Origin of the sequence: Roseomonas gilardii, assembly GCF_001941945.1 — a bacterium.
GTDB lineage: Bacteria > Pseudomonadota > Alphaproteobacteria > Acetobacterales > Acetobacteraceae > Roseomonas.
The window spans coordinates 3,173,503-3,193,810 of sequence record NZ_CP015583.1; the positions used below are offsets into that span (position 1 = coordinate 3,173,503).

A 20,308-nucleotide genomic window follows, 5' to 3' on the forward strand; every position below is an offset into this window, starting at 1 on the left:
GGCGCGGCCCCCGCGCACCGGACCGGTGCTCGCGATAGCCGCCCGCCCTTGCCCCGAGCCACCCAGGCGGCGGGCCTGTGTCAGCCGGGCGAGGCGGTCCGGCGCTGCGCGACTGCTTCCAGGAGCGTCGCCAAGTCGGCATCGCCGCTGCCCTGCGCCAGCGTCAGGGCGGAATTCCCCTCCGGGTCCTGGCGCAGCGGATCGGCCCCGGCATCGAGCAGGATCTTCGCGATCTCCCGCTGGCCGAACATGGCGGCGAACATCAGCGGCGTGCGCCCCGCCCCGTTCGGCGCATCGGGATCGGCCCCGGCGGCGAGGAGGAGGCGGGCGATCTCCGCCTCTCCCTTGAAGGCCACGCCGGCCAGGGCGGTGCTGCCCTTGGCATCCGGCGCATCCACCGCCGCGCCCCGGGCGAGCAGCAGCTCCGTGGCCTCCTTCTGCCCGTTGTAGGAAGCCAGCACCACCGGCGGGAAACCACGCGCATCCGGACGGTTCGGGTCCGTCCCGCTGTCCAGGAAGGCGGCCAGAAGGTCCAGGCGCCCGTCACGGACGGCGCCGTAGAACAGGGCCTCCAGCGCCTCGGGGTCGAGGGGCGGCGTGGGGATGGGGCGGTCGCTCATGCCCGCCCATCCTCCGGCAGGAAGCACCCCCTCCGCAAGCACCCCCGCCCTACCCCCAGGCCCAGGCCCTGGCCTCAGCGGCGCGGGCCGCGCTGCCGGTTCAGCGCCAACTCCTCGGGCGAGAGCTGGAAGCCCAGAACCACCTGCCGCTGCGCCGCCTCCCCCGGTGTCGCGGCGGGGATGCGGATGGAGATCTGCTCGCCGCTGGTCTGCAGCCGGTTCACATTGGCCGGGAACTCCACCTCGGCGCTGTAGTTCGCCTTGGCCAGGATGCGCCCTTCGCCGGCCGTGGTGACGGCCACGAAATAGGGCAGCGAGGCCGTCCGGGCGGTGGCGGCGGGCCCGCGCTCGGCCGCCAGGCCCAGGCGCAGCGTCACGTCCAGCCCCTTGTGCCCCGGCGCATAGTCGCACTTGGCCTGATAGCCGGTCAGCCGCGCGTCCAGCACCATGGAGGGGATGTCCTGCCCCGGCCCGCGATAGCGGGTGAGGTCCGCCGCATCGCCCAGCAGCGAGATCGCCGGGCAGGGCGCCGTGGCATTGGCCAGGGGATTCTTCGAGTCCGTGCTGCCGCAGCCGGCGAGGCCGGCCAGCGCCAGGGCCGCGAGAAAGGCGGGCGCCCTCCGGAAACCCATCTCCCCGAAAGACGGGCCCGGGCGCCCCGCGTGAAAAGCCATGCTATACTCCCCCTGTCCCAGGCGCCCGGGGATCGCTAGGTTGCGCCTGCCCCCGGCCGGGTGACCATCTCCCGGTGCCTGCCGCCACGAACTGGCACGAGAGACGCCCGACGCCAACATGCCCCACGACATGCCCGCCCACGACCCCCTCTCCCCGCCGGTCACCGACCGCCCCGCCACCGCCGCCGCCAGGCCGCCCCTGACCGTGCTCCTCGCCGGTCCACGCGGCTTCTGCGCCGGGGTGGACCGGGCCATCAAGATCGTGGAGGAGGCGCTGATCCGCCGCGGCGCCCCCGTCTACGTGCGCCATGAGATCGTGCACAACCGTTTCGTCGTCGAACGGCTGGAGGCCCTGGGCGCCGTCTTCGTGGAGGAGCTCTCCGAGATCCCTGACGACGGCCAGCCGGTGGTCTTCTCCGCCCATGGCGTGCCGAAATCCGTGCCCGCCGAGGCGCAGCGGCGCGAGATGTTCTTCCTCGACGCCACCTGCCCGCTGGTGAGCAAGGTCCATCGCGAGGTGGAGCGCCACTCCGCCACGGGACGCCACATCCTGCTGATCGGCCATGCCGGGCATCCGGAGGTGGTCGGCACCATGGGCCAGCTCCCCGCGGGCTCGGTGACCCTGGTGGAGGATGCCGCCCAGGCCCGCACCGTGCAGCCGCCCGCCGGCGTGCCGCTCGCCTTCACCACCCAGACCACCCTCTCGGTGGACGACACGGTGGAGATCGTGGCGATCCTGCAGGACCGCTTCCCGGACATCTCCAGCCCGACCAAGGAAGACATCTGCTACGCCACCACCAACCGGCAGGCGGCGGTGAAGGCCATCGCCCCGCGCGTCGAGCTGATGATCGTGGTGGGCGCCCCGAACTCCTCCAACTCCGTGCGGCTGCGGGAGGTGGCGGAGCGTGCCGGCTGCGCCCGCGCCATCATGGTGCAGCGTGGCCGCGACCTCGATCCGGCGCTGGCCGAGGGCGTCGCCTCGGTGGGGGTGACCGCCGGCGCCTCGGCACCGGAGGTACTGGTGGACGAGGTGCTCGACCGCCTGCGCATGCGCTTCGACCTGAAGATCGAGGAAGTCGTGGTGGCGCGCGAGAACATCACCTTCAAACTTCCGGCCGCGCTGAAGGACTGATGGCCGTCTATACCGAAGTCACGGAGGCGGCGCTGGCCGCCTTCCTCGCCGATTACGCGATCGGCGCGCCCCTTTCCCTGCGCGGCATCGCGGAGGGCGTGGAAAACAGCAACTTCCTGCTCGACACCACCGATGGTCGCTATGTCCTGACGCTCTACGAGAAGCGGGTGGACCCGGCGGAGCTGCCCTGGTTCCTCGGGCTGATGCGCCATCTTGCCGACCAGGGCGTCGCCTGCCCGCAGCCCGTGCCCGGGCGCGACGGCGAGGCGCTGCGCGAGCTCGCGGGCCGTCCGGCCGCGATCTGCACCTTTCTGGAGGGCGCCTGGCCGCGCCACGTCACCCCCACCCATTGCGCCGAACTCGGCCGCGCCATGGCCGGCCTGCACGCGGCGGGCCGCTCCTATGCGGCGGAACGGCCGAACGCCCTGGGCCCCGCCGCCTGGGCGCCGCTGCTGGATCGCTGCCGCGATGGCGGCGACGCGGTGCAGCCCGGTCTCTGCGGCGAGCTGGCGGAGCACCTGGGCCATATCCTGCACGACTGGCCCAACCTGGCCGAGCGCGACGCCCTGCCGCGCGGGCAGATCCATGCGGACCTCTTCCCCGACAATGCCTTCTTCCAGGGCGAGCACCTGACGGGGCTGATCGACTTCTACTTCGCCTGCACCGACCTGCTCGCCTATGACCTGGCGATCAGCCTGAACGCCTGGTGCTTCGACGCGGATCTCCGCTTCGTGCCGGATCGCGCGGCGGCGATGCTGACCGCCTATGAATCCCTCCGCCCTCTCACTCCGGCGGAGCGCGCCGCCCTGCCCGTGCTCTGCGCCGGGGGGGCGATGCGCTTCCTGCTGACGCGGCTCTACGACTGGACCCACACGCCGCCGGGTGCCCTGGTGACGCGCAAGGACCCGCTCGAATACCTCGCGCGGCTGCGCCATTTCATGGGGCACAAGGCCCTGCCGGGAGTCTTCGCCCATGCCGGCTGACAGCACGACGATGGAAGAAGTCCAGGAGGCATCCCAGGACACCGAGGTCGAGATCTGGACGGATGGCGGCTGCAAGCCCAATCCCGGCCCGGGCGGCTGGGCGGCGATCCTGCGCTACAACGGCCATGAGCGGGAGCTGAGCGGCGGCGATCCGGCCACCACCAACAACCGTATGGAACTGACCGCCGCGGCGCAGGCGCTGGAGGTGCTCCGGCGCCCCTGCAAGATCGTGCTGCACACGGACAGCGAATACGTGCGCAACGGCATCTCCCGCTGGGTGCACGGCTGGGTGCGCAACGGCTGGAAGAACGCCGCCAAGGAGCCGGTGGCGAATTACGAGCTCTGGCAGCGTCTCCTCGCCGCCGCCAAGCCGCACGCCATCGAATGGCGCTGGGTGCGCGGCCATTCCGGCGATCCGATGAACGAGCGCGCGGACGTGCTCGCCACCGAGGCGCGGAAGGCCATTTCCGGCAAGGGCTGATACCGGCCCGCGAAGGTTCCGGCCTTCGCGGGCCGGCCTGGCGCACGGGGTCAGCGGAATAGCCGCACTCCGGGAAAACCCGGGCAGCGCACCAGACGAAACCCCTCAGCCGTAGCCCTTTTCCTCGCCCCGGCGGCGTTCCGCCTCGGCCTCCGGGGCGGGTTTGTCGGTGACGGAAGCAGTGGCCGCCCTGCCCTGCCCTTCCTCCGCCGGGTGGAAGTCGAACTTTCCCCGCCCGCTCTGCCATTGCTGCACCGTCAGCACCCGGGCGCCGCCCTCGCTGCCATGCGGGCCATGCACCACCCCGGCCGCGAAGGTCAGGAAGCCGCCGGGACCGAAGCTCTCGCCATCCTCGGTCAGGTCGCCCTCCAGCACGTAATGCATCTCGGACCCGGCTTCGTGGAAATGCGCCGGGATGCTGCCGCCGGGTGGCAGGTGGACGATGGTGGTGACGACGCCCTTCTCCTGGTCTTCGTTCAGGATCTGCACGCGGAACGCGCCCTCGGCGCCGGGGATCTCGAAGACGACCGGCTCGGCGGCCCCGGCCGCCAGCTTCAGGGGAATCTGTGTCATGCGGCTTCCTCCGTGGGTCGCCGGGAACTGGTCACGGATCGCCATCGCGCCAGACGGGGCGCGGCTTCACGGTTGCAGGAGAACGGGGCCGTTCAGGCCCCCGCCAGATGCTCCCGCAGACGCGGCATCAACTCCACCAGGTTGCAGGGCTTGTGCCGGGCATCGAGCTGGAAGCGCAGGATGTCGTCCCAGCCATCCTTCACTGCCCCGGTGCTGCCCGGCAGGGCGAAGAGATAGGTACCATCCGCCACGCCGCCGATGGCGCGGGACTGCATCGTGGAGGTGCCGATCTTGGCGTAGCTCAGCATCCGGAACAGCTCGCCGAAGCCGGCGATCTCCTTCTCCAGCACGCGGGCGAAGGCCTCCGGCGTCACGTCGCGGCCGGTGATGCCCGTGCCGCCCATGCTGATCACCACATCCACCTCGGGATCGGCGATCCAGCGGCGGAGCTGCGCCTCGATGGCATCGGCCTCGTCGCGCAGGATCTCCCGCGCCGCCAGCCGGTGCCCCGCCGCCTCGATCCGCGCCGCCAGCGTGTCGCCGGACCGGTCGCTGGCGAGGTCGCGCGTGTCGCTCACCGTCAGCACGGCGATGTTCACGGGCAGGAAGGTCAGGCTCTCGTCGATCGGCATGGCGGCCTCCTCGTCACGTCAGTCTTAGCCCCCTGCTTACAGGCTTCCCGAGGCCGTTCCCATGCATGCCTCCCGAACCGCCACCACAGCACCAGCGAGGCCAGGAAGGCGGCGAAGGCGAGAAGGGTGCCGAGGCCCATGGCCCAGCCCGCGCCCAGCCCCTCGATGACCGGCACATAGGCCAGCGGCGCGACGGCGGACAGCAGCAGCCCGGGCGTGATCAGCGCCCCGGCGATCCGCCCATAGGCGCGATGGTCGAACAGCACCAGCGGCAGGGCACCGCGCGTGATGGTGGTCAGCCCGTTCGCCGCCCCGTAGAGGAGCGAGAAGATCACCGCCACCGTGACCGAGGTGCCGCTCCACAAGGCCAGCACGAAGCCGAGGGCGAGCCCGCCCGTGGCGAGCAGGTTCAGGCCCAGCGCGCCCATGCGGCTGCCCGACAGGATCTCCGCTAGCCGCGCGGCGGACTGGCCGATGCCGCGCAGCGTGGCCACCCAGACTGCCGCCGCCACCCCCAGGCCCAGCCCGGAGAGCAGCGTGATCATATGCGCCGACATGGCCGCGTTCAGCACGCCGAGGAGCAGGATGATCGCGGCATAGAGTGCCCCGGCGAGACGGCGCTCGCCGCCGTCCCGCGCCAGGGCCGGCGCGGCGGGGGCACCCGGCCCAGCCTGGAAGGCGCCGGCGCGGCCGCTGGGGATCAGCAGGTGCAGCGGCAGGGTCAGCAGCGCCGCCCCGGCATAGGCGAGGCAGGCGCCACGCCAGCCGAGATGCTCCGCCAGCAGGTGGCCCAGCGGCCAGAAGACCGTGGAGGCCAGGCCGCCCAGCAGGGTGATCTGCGACATCGCCCGGCGCGCCCCCGGCCCGCCGATCCGCGCCAGGGCGGCGAAGGCGGCGTCGTAGAGGGTCAGGCGCATGGCCAGCCCCAGCACCGCCCAGGCCGCGTAATAGCCCACCACCTCCCGCGCCAGAGCCAGGCCGAGGCAGCCCAGGGCCAGCAGCACGGAGCCGAGCCCCATCACCCGGCGCCCACCCTGCCGGTCCATCATCCGCCCCGCCAGGGGGGAGACGGCCCCCATCACCAGCAGGGACAAGGCAAAGCCGCCCTGCACCCGCGCCATGCCCCAGCCGAGATCGGCGGCGATGCGCTCGCCCAGCACGCCGATCAGATAGTAGCTGACGCCCCAGGCGATGAGCTGCGACAGGCCGAGTGCCCAAACGGTACGCCTGGGGATAGCGGGAGAGACGGCGGGCACCGTGGTCACGGGCACGGCGCCGCATCGGGCAGGTGGCTGGCCCCCGGCCCCAGGGCGCGCTGCATCAGCACGGAATCCAGCCAGCGCCCATGCTTGAAGCCGACATCGGCCAGGATGCCGATGGTGCGGAAGCCCAGCCGCTCGTGCAGGACGCGGGAGGCCCGGTTCCCGCTGTCGCCGATCGCCGCGACCATCTGGCGCCAGGGTCCCGCCTCGCAGGCGGCGATCAGCCGCGACAGCAGGGCCCGGCCGATCCCCTGCCCTTCCTGGCCGGCGGCGACATAGACGGAATCCTCCAGCGTGTGCCGGTAGGCCGGCCGGGCCCGGTAGAGCGAGGCATAGGCGTAGCCGGCCACCTCCCCATCCCGCTCCGCCACCAGATAGGGCAGGCCCAGCGCCAGCACGGCCTGCCGCCGCGCAGCCATCTCCTCCAACCCGGGCGGCACTTCCTCGAAGGAGGCGCAGCCATGCAGCACATGCTGCGCGTAGATCGCCTGGATCGCGGCGAGATCGCCATCGCGGGCAGGCCGGACGAGGAAAGGGGAAGGCGTCATGCGGCGGTGGTCCGAAGGAATGCCCCCGGACTCTTCCACCCCCGGGCATCATGAGGGAAGCTTAGCCACCTCATGCAAAGCATCAGGAAAACTTTGGGATGCGCGACCTCAGCCTCGACCAGCTCCGCAGCTTCACCGATGTGGTGGAGCTGGGCAGCTTCTCGGCCGCGGCGGAACGGCGCGGCCTGACCCAGCCGGCGATCAGCCTGCAGATCCGGCAGCTCGAACGCCGCCTCGGCGTCCGGTTGATCGAGCGCGTGGGGCGGCGCGCCGGGCCGACCGCCGCCGGGCTGGCGCTCCTCACCCATGCCCGGCGCATCGGGCAGGCGGTGGGCGAGGCGCTGGAGGAGCTGGCGCCGCATGCCGAAGGCGTGGCCGGGCGGGTCCGCATCGGCACCGGCGCCACCGCCTGCATCTACCTGCTGCCGGATGTGCTGCGCGGGCTGCGGCAGCGCTTCCCGGCGCTGGAGATCACCGTCCGCACGGGCAACACGGCCGAGGTGCTGAAGGCGATCGAGGAGAACGCGCTGGATCTCGGCCTCGTCACCTTGCCCGCCCCCGGCCGCGCCTTTGCCGTCACCCCGGCCCTGGCGGACGGGTTCCTGCTCTTCTCGCCCGCCTCATCGCCGCCGCCCCCCGCCTCGCTGACGCCGGAGGCTGTCGCCGCCCTGCCGCTGGTGCTCTACGAGCCCGGCGGCCACACGCGGCGGGTGGTGGACGAATGGTTCGCCGCCGCCGGGCTGCACCCCGTGCCCAGCATGTCCCTGGGCAGCGTCGAGGCCATCAAGGAACTGGTCGGCGCCGGGCTGGGCCACGCCATCCTGCCGGGCATGGCGTGGCGGGACAGCGACCGCGCCCGGCTTTCCGCACGCCCCCTCTCGCCGGGGCTGGAACGCCAGCTCGCCCTGGTAATGCGGCGGGACAAGCCGCGGCATCCCGGGCTGCGGGAGATGCTGCGGGCGCTGGAGGCGTGTTTCGCCAGCCAGGGAGCCCGATAGCAGCCTTCACGAATTCCTGGGATGCGTCGTGCCCGTGCGGCGGCCTCGGGGGCGAGGCAGCGTCTTGCCCCCGGGGGCGGCCAACTCAGCGCGCCGAGACCTTCCGGACGGCGGCGCTCCCGGCCGGTGCCGCACCTGCCCCGGGGAAGCGCGGGAAGGCGCCCGCGGCCAGGGCGTCCAGGCTTTCCGCCGGCAGGCCGAGGCGGCTGGCATAGATCCAGGAATAGGCCAGGACGCGCTGCACGTAGAGCCGCGTCTCGGGGATCGGGATGGCCTCGATAAAGAGGAAGGGATCGTCCCGGTATTGGGTGTTGGGCTGCCAGCTCTGCAGCCGCCCCGGCCCGGCATTGTAGGCCGCCAGCACCCGGATCAGCCCGCCCTGCGTCGCGTCGTGTGAGGCCAGGTGCAGCAGGTAGCGCTGGCCGAGCTCCAGCCCGAAGGACGGGTCGTGCAGCCGCTGCGCCCCGGCGGCGGTGCCGAGCGAGGAATCGCCGGTGATGAAGGAGGCCGTGGCCGGCATCACCTGCATCAGCCCACGCGCCCCGACCGGGGAAACAGCGCCGGCGTCGAAATTCGATTCCTGCCGGGCCATGGCATAGACCAGGGCCGGATCGACCCGGAACCCGCCGAGCGGCTTCAGGTTCGGCACGGGGAAGCGGGCAAGGTCGCGCGGCCGTCCATCCGCCGTCTGCGCCAGCCCGGCGAGCTGGGCGGCGAACTCGGTCATCCCCGCCTGCGTCGCCACGGCGAGCGAGGCACGCGCCAGGGTCGGGTTGCCCTGCACCGCCGGCCAGAGGCGGCGCAACTCCTGCTCGGCCCGCTCCCTCTGCCCGATCTGCAACAGCGCCAGCGCGCGCCAGCCGCCGGCGGTCTCGGCCAGGGCGGCGGACTCGGCCTCGCCGTTCACGTCCTTCTCCCAGGCGAAGTCGGTCTTGAGGCCCAGGGCGCGCCGGGCCACGAGGCCGTAGAAGGTGCGCGGCTCCTGCGCCGCCTGGAGCATCCAGGACACGTAGAGCTGCGGCTGCCGCGCCCGGACGGCGGCCCGCGCCGTCCAGAAGGCAGCGGCGGAGCGCAGCACGGCGGGCGCGTCGTCGGCCCGCGCCGCCGCCTCGAAATAGGGCAGCGCCACGTCGAAGACATTGTGGCCCCAGGCGGCCAGCCCGGCCACGAAGGCGGCCTGGGCGTGGCTGGGGCTGCCGCGTACCGCCTGGGCGGCGATGCGGAAGGCTTCCTCGTCCTGCCCCGCCTGGAACAGCGCCAGCGCCACATCGGCCTGGAGCAGCGCGGCATAGGCCGGCGTCATGCCCCGCGTGCCGTTGATCAATCGCAGCGCCCCGTTGGCATCCCCGGCCGCCGCGCGGTCGCGCACGCTGCGGTCCAGCGCCGGGTTGCGCGCCACGTTGCGGGCGGCGGGCACGCTTTCCTCCGGCACGATATCGGTGGCCGAGGAGAGCGTGGCGTCGGGCGGAGGCGGCGGCAGGCTGGCGCCGCGCGGGCTGCGCTCCACCAGCAGGGCATAGACCTGCGGCGCCTCCGGATGGTCCGCATGGGCGGCCAGCCAGGCCTGGAGTTCGGCCGGCTCGGGGGCCGGGCCGATCCGGCGCAGCCAGCGGTCGGCCAGGACATGGCCGACCAGCCGCCGGTCCTGCAGGAACTCGATCTCCACCCCCGCGCTGGCGGCATCGCCTCGCGCCTGGAAGTCGAAGATCCGCCGCAGCCGGGCGGCGTCGGAGGCAGCCAGGGGCTCCGGCAGCCCGGCGGTGGTGCCGGGGCGGAGGGCGGGCGCCAGGGCCACCTCGCGGTTGCCGGGCAGCGGCGACGAGGCGCCCGTGCGGGCCGCCCTGTCCTGGCCGGCGCGGGGCTTGCGCTGGCCGCCGGCCTCTTCCCGCGCCGAGGCGGCATGGGCAGGCCTGGGATGGAGGGCCATCGGCGTGCCGAGGGTGGCGGTGGCGAGGAACAGCAGGCCCAGATGAGCCATGCGCCGGGCCATATGGCGGACGCTGTGGCGGGGGCGGCGATGAGTGACGCCGTGAGCACGGCGAGGCAGGTCGGAAAGGTCCCTTTGGTCCCAGGTCCGTCGGCGATGAACTCCCATGCCGGAGCGGTTAACGGAGGCGTGAGGTCGGTGACAACCCTCTTTCGCTGAGAAACGTCTCACGTATTGGGACGCTCGGCCGAGGATCCTTTCCTCGACTGGCCTTTTCAGCTTCACAAAATCGTTATACGAGCTTCGCCCCACACTGCGCGAATCGATTCGTTCCGGTTTTGCCCCCGTGTTCAGAACCCCTTGGGCACCTCGCCATCCAGGGCCCGGCGCAACATCAGCAGGTCCTGCCAGCTTTCCCGCTTGGCCGAAGGCTGCCGCAACAGATAGGCCGGGTGCAGCGTCGCCAGGGCCGGAACCGTGCCCAGCCCCTCGATCTCCAGCCGATGCCAGCGGCCGCGCAGGCGGGTGATGCCCTCCCGCGCGCCCAGCAGGGCCTTGGCCGCCGTGCCGCCCAGCAGGACGACATGCCGCGGGCGCGCCAGGGCGATATGCCGCCGGGCGAAGGGCAGGAAGAGCGAGACCTCCGCGTCCGTGGGCGTGCGGTTCCCCGGTGGCCGCCAGCAGAGGATGTTGGTGAGGTAGAAGTTGCGGGCGCGGTCGAGGCCGATGCTCGCCACCATGCGGTCCAGCAGCCGCCCCGAGACGCCGACGAAAGGCTTGCCCAGCCGGTCCTCGTCGGCGCCGGGGGCCTCGCCGATCAGCATCAGCCCGCTTTCCGCCACGCCGTCGGAAAAGACGATGTTGGTCGCCGTATCGCGCAGGCTGGCGTCGAAACGCTCCATCGCCGCCTTCAGCGCCTCCAGGCTGTCCGCGCCGGCCGCCAGATCGGCGGCGCGCAGGGCGGCGGGGACCAGCACCTCCGCTGGGCGGGGCGCCGGGCGGCGCGGCACAGGGGGGGGCGGCACGGCCTCGCCAGGAAACAGGCTGCCACCGGCCTCCTCTCCGGCCCCCGCGCCGCTCCCCGCGTCGCGTCCCGGCAACGCCGCCCGTCCGGGCGCGGGCCAGGCCGTGGCGCTGGCTGCCACGCCGGGCATGGCCGCCTCGGGGCGAGGCGCCGTCCGGTCGAGCGGCGCCGCTTGCAGCGCCTCGTCCACCCCCCAGCCGAGTTGCAGCGACAGCGCCGCCAGCAACGCCTCGCGTAAGGCGTTCCCGTCCTGCTGGGCATCCGCGGCGTCATCCATGGCGCTGATATCGGCCCGGGACGGGGTTCCGCGCAACCGGGGGCGAGGCTACACCCTTGCCCCTGGGACAAAGAGCGGAGGGCGCGGGACCTTGGCCGAACGCGAAGCGATGGAATTCGACGTGCTGATCGTGGGTGCCGGCCCTACGGGGCTGGCGGCAGCGATCCGGCTGAAGCAGGTGGCGCCCGACGCGACGGTCTGCGTGGTGGAGAAAGGCTCCGAGGTCGGCGCCCATATCCTCTCCGGCGCGGTGATCGAGCCGCGCGCGCTCGACGAGCTGATCCCCGACTGGCGGGACGACCCGCCGGCCCTGGCGACGCCTGCGGCCGACGACCGCTTCATGCTCCTGACCGGGACGCGCGCCTTCAAGCTGCCCACCCCGCCGCAGATGAACAATCACGGCAACTACATCGTCAGCCTGGGCAATGTCTGCCGCTGGCTGGGGGCGAAGGCCGAGGCGCTGGGGATCGAGATCTATCCGGGCTTCGCCGCCTCCGAAACGATCATCGAGGACGGGCAGGTGAAGGGCGTGGTGGCCGGCGTGATGGGCATCACGCGCGAGGGCGAGGAAGGCCCGAACTACCAGCCGGGCATGGAGCTGCGCGCCACCTACACGCTGTTCGGCGAGGGCTGCCGCGGCTCGCTGACCCGGAAGCTGGAAGAGGTCTTCGACCTGCGCGCCGAGGCCATGCCGCAGACCTATGCGCTGGGCATCAAGGAGCTGTGGGAGATCCCGAAGGAGAAGCACAGGCCGGGTCTGATCTGGCATTCGGTCGGCTGGCCGCTGCCCAAGGACACCTATGGCGGCTCCTGGCTCTACATGCTGGGCGAGAACCTGGTCTCGATCGGCTTCGTGGTCGGGCTGGACTATCCCAACCCCTGGCTGGCCCCCTTCGAGGAGTTCCAGCGCTTCAAGACCCATCCGGAGGTGCGGAAGTTCCTGGAGGGCGGCAAGCGCATCGCCTATGGCGCCCGTGCGCTGAACGAGGGCGGCTGGCAGGCCATCCCCCGGCTGGCCTTCCCCGGCGGGCTGCTGATCGGCGACGGCGCGGGCTTCCTGAACGTACCCAAGATCAAGGGCACCCACCTCGCCATGAAGAGCGGCATGGTGGCGGCGGAGGCCGTGGCTGAGGCACTGGCCGGCGACCGGCGCGCCGTGCTCGACGCCTATCCGCGCGGCATCCAGGAAAGCTGGATCGCCGAGGAGCTGAAGGGCGTGCGCAACATCCGCCCGGGCTTCGCCAAGCTGGGCTTCTGGGGCGGCATGGCCAATGCGGCGCTCGACACCTATGTGTTCAAGGGCCGCGCGCCCTGGACCATGAAGCACCACGCGGACCACGAGACGCTGCGCGATGCCAGCAAGTCGGAGCGCATCCGCTACCCGAAGCCGGACGGGGTGCTGAGCTTCGACCGGCTGTCCAGCGTCTTCCTGAGCAACACCAACCACGAAGAGGACCAGCCGGTCCACCTGAAGCTCAAGGATCCGTCGCGCTGGAAGGCGGTGAACTGGGACCGTTTCCGCTCCCCCGAGAGCCGCTACTGCCCCGCCGCCGTCTATGAGGCGGTCGGGCCGGAGGCGGAGCGCGAGCTGAAGGGCGAACCTGACCCTCAGGCCACCGAGGGCCCGGATGGCGGGAATGCCGAGGTCGAGGCCGGGGATGCCGCCGCCCGGCTGGTGATCAACAGCCAGAACTGCGTCCACTGCAAGACCTGCGATATCAAGGACCCCACCCAGAACATCGTCTGGACCACTCCGGAAGGCGGCGGCGGACCCAACTACATCGGCGGGATGTAGAAACACCGGCTTCCGGCGCACGACAGGGCCGGAAGCCGGATCGGGCGGGCGGCCGCCCTCCCCCCGGGATCAGTCCTCCAACGGCAGGGGCAGGTCGCGGAAGGCCTTCCAGTCGGCAGGCAGCCGGGCGACGGCTGCCGCGCGGCGCGCCTCGGCCCATTGCGCCAGCCCGGCCATGGCGGGCGCCAGTTCCGTGCCACGGCGCGCCACCAGCTTCTCCGCCATGGCCGTGGCGGTCACGGCATCGTTCAGCCCGCCCAGATCCTCCTGCAACTCCTTGCAGCCCTGGAGGTAGCGCCGCAGCGCCTTGTCGGGACAGAGGCCGGACAGGAACTCCAGGCCATAGCGCAGCCGCTTCAGCGCCTTGCGCAGCCCATGCAGCTCCTCCATCGAGCGCTGCCGGATCTTCCTGCCGCGCCGGCGGACCTTGCGGGCGGCACCTTCCAGCAGTTCGGGCGCGACCTCGGCCAGGGGCTTGCCCACCGCCGCCCCGCCCAGCACGGCCGGATCCTCCGCCCAACCGGCGAGGCCCAGCACCAGCGCACCCAGCGCCGGCCGGCGAAGCTCCTCCAGCATGTCGGCATGGGCCTCCGCGCGGCACTCCTCGGCAGCGGGGCGCAGCAGGGCGATCCACTCCGCCGTGCCCGCCTCCTTGCCGGCCTCGGGCAGGGTCTCCTCACAGAAGACGTCCCAATCCCGTACCGCGCCCAGGACCTGCCCCAGCCGCCGCAGCTCACCCTCGAACCGGGCCGTGGCATGCGGCTCCAGCAGCGGGCCGAAGAGGCGCAGCCCCGCCCGCAGCCGGCGGATGGCGACCCGCATCTGGTGCACACCCTCCATCCGGCTGCCATCCGCCGCGCCGGTCCGGGCCAGCGGCTCGTTGGCCATGAGCTGGCGGAGGCACGAACCGATGACGGCCCTCACCGCCTCGGCCACCGTCATCTCCGGCCGCAGCGTCACCTCCCCGGCCTTCTCGGCCCGGCGCGGCGCCTTGGCGGCGAGCTGCCAGCCGCGTGCGGCCTTGCTTTCGGTGGACAGCAGCGCGCCCGGCACGGCGAGCAGCACCTCCGAGGCCAGCCGGTAGAGCGCGATGGCGGAACCCTGCTGGAGCTCCAGCTCCATCTCGCGGATCGGCTCGCGGCGCTTGCCGGCCCGGATCTCGCCCAGGTCCAGCACGGCCTCGATCCGCACATCCTCCCCGGGGGCGAGGTCGCAGCGCAGCCGCCGCACCCGCGTCTCGAAGACCGGCCTCAGGGCCGTGCCCTCGGGCAGCAGGGGCTCGGCGGGCGTGCCACGCAGCAGGGCAGGGTCCGGAACCTTCCCCTCGACCGGCGCCTCCCATTCGCCGCGCCCGAAGGTGCTGCCGTCGCTGGCGGTCTTCAGGGTCTGCAGGGTGCGCGCGCCGCCTCGGCGCAGGCGCAGGGCCATGCCTTCCTTCAGCAGGCGGCGGTCGGTGGTGTCGAAATAGGTGGTGACCTGGTGACGCTCGGCCGGGATCAGGCCGCGGAACGCATCGAGATCCGGAAAGGTGTCGCCGTAGCCATCCGGCAGGAGGAGCTTGATCTCCAGTTCCCGCGGAGCTTCTTCATCATGATCTGCCATCGTCCAGGCAGAATGTCATGGCGCCCCCGGACGACCGAGACAGTCTTTAAAATTTCAATAATCTGTCATCAAAGAGACGCACGGTTGTGCCCGTGCGTCTCTTCTCGCGGCTGTCAGGCCGCCACCGCCTCCGCCGGGCTGTTGCGCTTCAGCACCGCGACGGCGAGGCCGGTGATCACCGTGCCGACCACGATCGCCACGAGATAGCCCAGCGGATTGCCCACCGCGCCGGGGATGCCCACCACGAAGATGCCGCCATGCGGCGCCCGCAGCGTGCAGCCGAACAGCATGGACAGCGCCCCCGTCACCGCCGAACCAGCGATCAGCGCCGGGATCACGCGCAGCGGGTCCTTGGCCGCGAAGGGGATCGCCCCCTCGCTGATGAAGGCGAGGCCAAGCACGAAGGCCGCCTTGCCCGCATCGCGCTCCTCCTGCCCGAAGCGGTTGCGGGCGATGAAGGTCGCCAGCGCGATGCCCAGCGGCGGCGTCATGCCGGCGGCCATGATCGCCGCCATCGGGCCGAAGGTGTCGCTGCCCAGCAGCCCGACGCCGAAGGCATAGGCCGCCTTGTTCACCGGCCCGCCCATGTCCACCGCCATCATGGCGCCGAGGATCAGCCCCAGCAGCACGGCGTTGGTGGTGCCCATGGAGCGCAGCGTCTCGGTCAGCCAGGCGAGCAGCGCCGCGATCGGCGTGCCGATCACATAGATCATCAGCATGCCGACGACGATCGACGCGATCAGCGGGATCACCAGCACGGGTTTCAGCCCTTCCAGGCTGTCCGGGAAGGGCAGGCTGTCGCGCAGCCATTTCGCGACATAGCCGGCCAGGAAGCCGGCCGCGATACCGCCCAGGAAGCCGGCGCCGACGAGATTGGCCAGCATGCCGCCGACGAAGCCCGGCGCCAGTCCGGGCCGGTCGGCGATGGAAAAGGCGATGAAGGCCGCCAGCACCGGCACCATCAGCGCCAGGGCCGATTTGGCGCCGATGTTGAAGAAGGCCTCGGCCAGAGAGCCCGGCTCCTTGAACGCCTCGATGCCGAAGGCGAAGGAGATGGCGATGCAAAGGCCGCCCGCCGTGACCAGCGGGATCATGTAGGACACGCCGGTCATCAGGTGCTTGTAGGCGCCGCGCCCGGTGCCCTTGCCCGCCGGCTTGGCCGGGGTCGGCGCCGCGCCCGAAGCCGCCGCCCCACCCTGGGGTTCGGCGACCAGCGCGCGCCTGATCAGGTCCTGACCGCCGCGCAGCGCCTCGTTGGTGCCGGTGATGACGATGCGCTTGCCGTCGAAGCGGCCGGTGTCCACGCCGGTATCGGCGGCGATCACCACCGCGTCGGCGGCGGCGATCTCCTCCGGGGTGAGTTGATTCTTGGCGCCGACCGAACCCTGGGTCTCGACCTTGATCTCATGGCCCAGCGCCTTCGCCGCCTTCTCCAACGCGGCGGCGGCCATGAAGGTGTGCGCGATGCCCGTCGGACAGGCGGTGATGCCCACCAGCTTCTTCGGGCCGGAGGCAGCAGCCACCGCCGCGCCGGCGATGGCACCGGCAGGCGCCGTGGCGACGGGTGCCACGACCGGTGGCCGGGGCAGGTTCGCCAGCGCCGCCGCCGAGCGCAGCGCGGTTTCCGGATGGCGGATCGCCTCCACCACCGTGGTGGCGATCAGCGGCCGGCCGGCGAAGCGCGCCGCCTCCGCCGTGGCATCGCCCACCAGGAGGACGGCATCCGCCTCCCCATGCCCGTCGCGGACGGGGCTTCCCTCGCCCGTATCGAGCGACAGCTCGACATGGCTTCTCTCGGCAGCCTCGCGCAGCGCCTCGGCCGCCATGGCGGCATGGGGCGGGCTGGCGGCATGCCGGATCACGGCGGTCAGCCGGGTCATGCAGTTGTCCCCCTCAGGACTGAATGGCGCCGGAAAGGCCGCCTCCGGCCGGTATCGCCCGGTGGAGGCAGCCTGTCCGTGGCGCCTGGATTACAGCTTCTCGATCCGCACGGCTTCGGCAAGCCGTTCGATCGTGGAACGGTCCGGCATCCCGCCCGTGGAGCGGGAGACGGCGGCGGCGGCGCAGGCCGTGGCGAGGCGCGCCATGGGTTCCGGCTCCAGCCCCCGGGCCAGCGCGGCGGAAAGCCCCGCCACCATGGAATCGCCCGCGCCCACTGTGGTGGTCAGCGGCACCTTCGGCGGCGTGGCCCAGAGCATCCCCTCCGGCAGCGCGAAGAGCGCCCCATCGCCGCCCGCGGAGACGATGACGCGGGCGATGCCCCGCCCCCGCATCTCCGCCGCCGCGGCCAGGACCGCCTCGCGCCCTTCCAGCCGGCGGCCCAGCAGCGCGCCCAGCTCGTCGCGGTTGGGCTTGATCAGGTCCACCCCGGCCTCCAGCGCCGGGCCGAGGGCCGCGCCGCTGGTGTCCAGCAGCACCAGCCGCCCGGCGGCACGCTGCGCCTTCGCCAGCACCGCCCAGGCATCCGGGGCGAGACCGGGCGGCAGGCTGCCGGACAGCACCACGATGGCCGGGGCGACGGCATCGAGCCGGGCCAGCACCCCATCCAGCGCATCCGCCGGCGCCTCGGGCCCCGGCGTGTTCACATCGGTGACGCGCCCGTCGCCACCTTCCACCAGCTTGACGTTGATGCGCGCCCGGCCCGGCACGCGGTGGAAGGCGTCCTCCACCCCCATGCCGGCGAGGTAGCGGGCATAGGCATCCGCATCGAGGCGCGGCATCAGCCCCGTCGCGGCGCTGCGCTGCCCCAGCACGGCATGCATGGCGGAAACGTTCACGCCCTTGCCCGCCGGGCGCATCTCCGCCCCCCGGGCGCGGTTGACCTCGCCCGGCTCCAGCCGGTCCAGCATCACGGTGAAGTCCATGGCCGGGTTCAGCGTGACCGTGGCGATGACCCCGCCCTTGCTGGCCCCGACCTGACTGGCTTCAGGCGGCATGGGCCATCTCCCGCGCCACGGGCAGGGCCCGGACCTCGGCGGCGGTGGCGCAGTTCAGCGCGGTGCGCGCCAGACGCTCGGCCTCGGTGCGGCTGAGGCCGCGGATCTGCGCCTTCAGCGCCGCCACGTTGGGGATGGAGACCGACAGCTCGTCCACTCCGAGGCCCACCAGGATCGGCGCAGCCACCGGGTCCGCCGCCATGTTGCCGCAGACGCCGACCCAGCGGCCGCGCGCATGGGCGGCCTTCACCGTCATGTCGATCAGCCGCAGCACCGCCGGGTCCAGCGCGTCCGAGCGCGCGCCCAGCGTCGGGTGCAGCCGGTCCACCGCCAGCGTGTACTGCGTCAGGTCGTTGGTGCCGATGGAGAAGAAATCCGCCTCGGCGGCGAGCTGGTCGGCCATCACCGCGGCGGCGGGGACCTCGACCATGATGCCCACCTCGACCGGCGGGGCGATCAGGGCGCGGCGCTCCTCCTCGATCAGCGCCTTGGCGGCGCGCAGGTCGGCGAGCCCGTCCACCATCGGCAGCATGATGCGGATGTCGCCATGCTTCGCCGCGCGCAGGGCGGCACGGATCTGCGGCCGGAACAGCGCCGGATTGGCGAGGCAGAGGCGCAGGCCACGCAGGCCCAGGAAGGGATTGGCCTCGGCCGGGTGGCGCACGAAGCGCAGCGGCTTGTCGCCACCCGCATCCAGCGTCCGCAGCACCACCGGCAGCCCGCCGAAGCCCTCGGCCAGCTTGCGGTAGATCTCGAACTGCTCGTCCTCGGTCGGCGGCTCGGCGCGGTCGTCGAACAAGAACTCGGAGCGCACCAGCCCGGTGCCCTCGGCGCCGGCGGCCACGGCCTCCACCGCCTCCTCCGGCTTGCGGCAATTGGCCGCGACCTCCACCCGGTGCCCGTCCCGCGTCACGGCGGGACGGAAGGCGGCGGCCTTGGCGGCGGCGGCGCGGTCGCGCCCGCTGGCGATGGCCTTCTCCGCCGCGGCGATCTGCGCCGCGTCCGGATCGGGGCGCAGCAGGCCGCGGTCGCCATCCACGATCACCGGCGTGCCGTCCGGCAGCTCCATCACGGCGGGGCCCGCGGCGACGATGGCGGGGATGCCCAGGGCGCGCGCCAGGATGGCGGTATGCGCCGTGGGCCCGCCCGCCGCCGTCACCAGCCCCACCACCCGCATCGGGTCGAGCCCGGCGGTCTCGGAGGGGGTCAGGTCCTCGGCCACCACCACCGCGCGCTCGGGCAGCGGGACGGAGATGTCGGGATCGCCGCTGGCGCCGGTGAGGCGCCGCAGCACGCGGCGGGAGACGTCCTTCAGGTCGTTGGCGCGCTCCGCCAGCAACGGGTCGCCCAGCGCCACCAGCGCCTCGGCGCGGGAGGCGGTGGCGCCGTCCCAGGCGGCCGGGGCGGAGGCGCCCTTCTCGATCCGCATCCGGGCATCGGCCAGCAGCTCCGGGTCCTCCAGGAACTCCTCATGCGCGCCGAAGATCGCGGCGTGCTTGGCGCCGATGCGCGTGGTCATGTCCGCCGCCACCTGGCGCAGCTCGGCCTTGGCCTCGGCCAGCGCGCCGTCCAGCGCCGCGCGCTCGGCGGCCGGGTCGGCGGCCGTCTCGGCATAGCCCGCGCTCTCGGAGCGGTGGCGGAAGATCACGCCGATCGCGACGCCGGGGCTGGCGGGCAGGCCGGCGATGGCCCCCTCCTCGGCCACCGGGGCCACGGCCTCCGGGGCGCGGTCGGCGGGAGCGTGGTCGTCATCCCCCTCCCCCAGCCCGGCGACGAAGCCCGCGCGCACCGCCTCCAGCGCCTCGGCGGCCTGCGGGCCATGGGCGGTGACGGTGAGCTGGGCATTCGCCCCGGCGCCGAGCTGCAGCAGCGAGATCATGCTCTTCGCATCGGCCCGGCGCTCGCCGTGGCGGATCTCGACGGCGGCATCGTAGCGCTTGGCGATGCCGGCCAGCGCGCGGGCCGGGCGGGCGTGCAGCCCGGCGGCGCCCGGCGCCTGCACGCCGATGGAGAAGCCCTCGCCCGAGGCTTCCAGGGAAGCCGCCGGCGGCATGGCGGGGGCGGGGGCCCCGGCCGGTGCCGCGTCGGGGTCCAGCGTGCGCAGGATCAGCCCGGGATCGCGCGTGGTGGCGAGCCGCTCAGCGAGCGCGCTGTCGCCCAGGACTTCGGTCAGGCGGCGCAGCACCTCGATATGCTCGTCGCCCTGGGCGGCGATGGCCACCACCAGCCGGGCCTTGTCCTCGCCCCAGTCCACGCCCTGCGGCACCTGGAGCACGGAGATGGCGGTGCTGTGGATCAGGTTCCGGTCGTTGCGCTGGCCATGCGGAATGGCGATGCCGTCGCCGAGATAGGTCTCGGCCTCGCCCTCCCGGCGCAGCATGCTCTCCACATAGGCGGGCGCGATGGCGCCCGTGTCCACGAGGAGCTGGGCCGCCTGCCGGATGGCCTCGTCCTTGGACTCCGGCTTCGCGTCGAGGCGGATGCGTTCGGCGGAAAGGATCACGTGTGCTGGCGTCCCTTGGTCACGGTGTGGCGCCCGGAACCGGCGGGGCCTCCAGGGGCCCCCGTCCATCGGGTCCGCCCATCCGCCGCCAGCCGCCCCGTAGCCCGAACCTTGTCGTAAATGGCGGAACAGCACCAGGCAATTGGGACATTTCCGGCTGGCCTGGCGACGGACCGGATCATGGGCGCAAAAGCCCGTGGGAAGCACCTTCGGCCATCGTGGCCGCCCTTTCCTCCGCTTGCTCCGGAGGGAGCGGCACCTATGGACGCCCCTCCTCCCGGCTGCCACCCTGCCGCACCGCCGCGCACCTCCCGCGCGGCCGGTCACGATGGGTGGAAGAG

Annotated in this window: 17 protein-coding genes; 5 read left to right on the plus strand and 12 right to left on the minus strand. The window is 72.7% G+C overall.

Translation table 11 applies throughout. The features are described from left to right. Positions 1 to 80 precede the first annotated feature (80 nt). Both RGI145_RS14610 and RGI145_RS14615 read right to left on the minus strand, forming a co-directional pair. A complete protein-coding gene (locus RGI145_RS14610; protein WP_075798913.1) occupies positions 81 to 620 on the minus strand; it encodes an ankyrin repeat domain-containing protein in 540 nt (179 codons plus the stop codon). A gap of 74 nt (positions 621 to 694) precedes the next feature. Beyond that, positions 695 to 1,294 carry a hypothetical protein gene (locus RGI145_RS14615; protein ID WP_167668290.1) on the minus strand — a complete coding sequence of 200 codons (600 nt, stop codon included), beginning with the start codon at positions 1,292 to 1,294 and terminating at the stop codon, positions 695 to 697. A 118-nt stretch (positions 1,295 to 1,412) separates the two neighbouring features. Between RGI145_RS14615 and ispH the strand changes: the two genes are divergently transcribed. The 3 genes from ispH to rnhA are packed head-to-tail and all read left to right on the plus strand — an operon-like array spanning position 1,413 to position 3,890. Next, positions 1,413 to 2,426, plus strand: a complete 1,014-nt coding sequence (gene ispH / locus RGI145_RS14620; protein WP_237183081.1) for a 4-hydroxy-3-methylbut-2-enyl diphosphate reductase — start codon at positions 1,413 to 1,415, stop codon at positions 2,424 to 2,426. Continuing rightward, the gene (locus RGI145_RS14625) at positions 2,426 to 3,409 is read left to right on the plus strand and encodes a homoserine kinase (RefSeq protein ID WP_075798915.1); all 984 of its coding nucleotides are present in this window, start codon (positions 2,426 to 2,428) and stop codon (positions 3,407 to 3,409) included. Before ispH ends, RGI145_RS14625 begins: the two co-directional genes overlap by 1 nt. A gap of 10 nt (positions 3,410 to 3,419) precedes the next feature. Continuing rightward, on the plus strand, positions 3,420 to 3,890 hold the full coding sequence (gene rnhA / locus RGI145_RS14630) for a ribonuclease HI (RefSeq protein WP_075800089.1): 471 nt from the start codon (positions 3,420 to 3,422) through the stop codon (positions 3,888 to 3,890). A 105-nt stretch (positions 3,891 to 3,995) separates the two neighbouring features. Here the strand turns inward: rnhA and RGI145_RS14635 are convergent, their stop codons facing one another. From RGI145_RS14635 to RGI145_RS14650, 4 genes are all read right to left on the minus strand, one after another. Next, on the minus strand, positions 3,996 to 4,463 hold the full coding sequence (locus RGI145_RS14635) for a cupin domain-containing protein (RefSeq protein WP_075798916.1): 468 nt from the start codon (positions 4,461 to 4,463) through the stop codon (positions 3,996 to 3,998). Positions 4,464 to 4,555: 92 nt separating this feature from the next. Next, positions 4,556 to 5,095: a molybdenum cofactor biosynthesis protein B gene (moaB, locus tag RGI145_RS14640; RefSeq protein WP_075798917.1), complete on the minus strand. Its 540-nt coding sequence runs from the start codon at positions 5,093 to 5,095 to the stop codon at positions 4,556 to 4,558. Next, positions 5,074 to 6,366, minus strand: coding sequence for an MFS transporter (locus RGI145_RS14645; protein WP_237183083.1), 1,293 nt, complete (start codon positions 6,364 to 6,366; stop codon positions 5,074 to 5,076). The genes moaB and RGI145_RS14645 overlap by 22 nt, the downstream gene beginning before the upstream one ends. Then, positions 6,357 to 6,905, minus strand: coding sequence for a GNAT family N-acetyltransferase (locus RGI145_RS14650; protein ID WP_075798918.1), 549 nt, complete (start codon positions 6,903 to 6,905; stop codon positions 6,357 to 6,359). Before RGI145_RS14650 ends, RGI145_RS14645 begins: the two co-directional genes overlap by 10 nt. A gap of 98 nt (positions 6,906 to 7,003) precedes the next feature. On the opposite strand from RGI145_RS14650, the gene RGI145_RS14655 reads away from it, so the two are divergent. Then, the gene (locus RGI145_RS14655; RefSeq protein ID WP_075798919.1) at positions 7,004 to 7,903 is read left to right on the plus strand and encodes a LysR family transcriptional regulator; all 900 of its coding nucleotides are present in this window, start codon (positions 7,004 to 7,006) and stop codon (positions 7,901 to 7,903) included. 85 nt (positions 7,904 to 7,988) lie between these two features. On the opposite strand, the gene RGI145_RS14660 is transcribed toward RGI145_RS14655, so the two are convergent. Both RGI145_RS14660 and RGI145_RS14665 read right to left on the minus strand, forming a co-directional pair. After that, on the minus strand, positions 7,989 to 9,881 hold the full coding sequence (locus RGI145_RS14660; RefSeq protein ID WP_237183084.1) for a lytic transglycosylase domain-containing protein: 1,893 nt from the start codon (positions 9,879 to 9,881) through the stop codon (positions 7,989 to 7,991). Between the two features lie 299 nt (positions 9,882 to 10,180). Next, entirely contained in the window at positions 10,181 to 11,131 is a 951-nt protein-coding gene (locus RGI145_RS14665) for a uracil-DNA glycosylase (protein WP_075798921.1), read from the minus strand. A 109-nt stretch (positions 11,132 to 11,240) separates the two neighbouring features. Between RGI145_RS14665 and RGI145_RS14670 the strand changes: the two genes are divergently transcribed. Beyond that, a complete protein-coding gene (locus RGI145_RS14670) occupies positions 11,241 to 12,926 on the plus strand; it encodes an electron transfer flavoprotein-ubiquinone oxidoreductase (protein WP_075800090.1) in 1,686 nt (561 codons plus the stop codon). 69 nt (positions 12,927 to 12,995) lie between these two features. On the opposite strand, the gene RGI145_RS14675 is transcribed toward RGI145_RS14670, so the two are convergent. The 4 genes from RGI145_RS14675 to ptsP all read right to left on the minus strand — a co-directional run bounded on the left by RGI145_RS14675 (position 12,996) and on the right by ptsP (position 19,967). Then, positions 12,996 to 14,528 carry a CYTH and CHAD domain-containing protein gene (locus tag RGI145_RS14675; protein WP_075798922.1) on the minus strand — a complete coding sequence of 511 codons (1,533 nt, stop codon included), beginning with the start codon at positions 14,526 to 14,528 and terminating at the stop codon, positions 12,996 to 12,998. Positions 14,529 to 14,641: 113 nt separating this feature from the next. Further along, positions 14,642 to 16,408: a fructose-specific PTS transporter subunit EIIC gene (locus RGI145_RS14680; RefSeq protein WP_075798923.1), complete on the minus strand. Its 1,767-nt coding sequence runs from the start codon at positions 16,406 to 16,408 to the stop codon at positions 14,642 to 14,644. A 90-nt stretch (positions 16,409 to 16,498) separates the two neighbouring features. After that, positions 16,499 to 17,464 carry a 1-phosphofructokinase gene (pfkB, locus tag RGI145_RS14685; RefSeq protein WP_075798924.1) on the minus strand — a complete coding sequence of 322 codons (966 nt, stop codon included), beginning with the start codon at positions 17,462 to 17,464 and terminating at the stop codon, positions 16,499 to 16,501. After that, positions 17,454 to 19,967: a phosphoenolpyruvate--protein phosphotransferase gene (ptsP, locus tag RGI145_RS14690; protein WP_075798925.1), complete on the minus strand. Its 2,514-nt coding sequence runs from the start codon at positions 19,965 to 19,967 to the stop codon at positions 17,454 to 17,456. Before ptsP ends, pfkB begins: the two co-directional genes overlap by 11 nt. Positions 19,968 to 20,308 lie beyond the last annotated feature (341 nt).

Excerpts from the sequence above, each read along its gene's own strand:
- RGI145_RS14625 (WP_075798915.1), top strand. The coding sequence starts at position 2,426 with ATGGCCGTCTATACCGAAGTCACGGAGGCGGCGCTGGCCGCCTTCCTC.
- RGI145_RS14615 (WP_167668290.1), bottom strand. The coding sequence starts at position 1,294 with ATGGCTTTTCACGCGGGGCGCCCGGGCCCGTCTTTCGGGGAGATGGGT.
- RGI145_RS14610 (WP_075798913.1), bottom strand. The coding sequence starts at position 620 with ATGAGCGACCGCCCCATCCCCACGCCGCCCCTCGACCCCGAGGCGCTG.
- RGI145_RS14655 (WP_075798919.1), top strand. The coding sequence starts at position 7,004 with ATGCGCGACCTCAGCCTCGACCAGCTCCGCAGCTTCACCGATGTGGTG.
- rnhA (WP_075800089.1), top strand. The coding sequence starts at position 3,420 with ATGGAAGAAGTCCAGGAGGCATCCCAGGACACCGAGGTCGAGATCTGG.
- RGI145_RS14660 (WP_237183084.1), bottom strand. The coding sequence starts at position 9,881 with ATGGCTCATCTGGGCCTGCTGTTCCTCGCCACCGCCACCCTCGGCACG.
- RGI145_RS14650 (WP_075798918.1), bottom strand. The coding sequence starts at position 6,905 with ATGACGCCTTCCCCTTTCCTCGTCCGGCCTGCCCGCGATGGCGATCTC.
- RGI145_RS14635 (WP_075798916.1), bottom strand. The coding sequence starts at position 4,463 with ATGACACAGATTCCCCTGAAGCTGGCGGCCGGGGCCGCCGAGCCGGTC.
- moaB (WP_075798917.1), bottom strand. The coding sequence starts at position 5,095 with ATGCCGATCGACGAGAGCCTGACCTTCCTGCCCGTGAACATCGCCGTG.
- RGI145_RS14665 (WP_075798921.1), bottom strand. The coding sequence starts at position 11,131 with ATGGATGACGCCGCGGATGCCCAGCAGGACGGGAACGCCTTACGCGAG.
- pfkB (WP_075798924.1), bottom strand. The coding sequence starts at position 17,464 with ATGCCGCCTGAAGCCAGTCAGGTCGGGGCCAGCAAGGGCGGGGTCATC.
- ispH (WP_237183081.1), top strand. The coding sequence starts at position 1,413 with ATGCCCCACGACATGCCCGCCCACGACCCCCTCTCCCCGCCGGTCACC.
- RGI145_RS14675 (WP_075798922.1), bottom strand. The coding sequence starts at position 14,528 with ATGGCAGATCATGATGAAGAAGCTCCGCGGGAACTGGAGATCAAGCTC.
- RGI145_RS14670 (WP_075800090.1), top strand. The coding sequence starts at position 11,241 with ATGGAATTCGACGTGCTGATCGTGGGTGCCGGCCCTACGGGGCTGGCG.
- RGI145_RS14680 (WP_075798923.1), bottom strand. The coding sequence starts at position 16,408 with ATGACCCGGCTGACCGCCGTGATCCGGCATGCCGCCAGCCCGCCCCAT.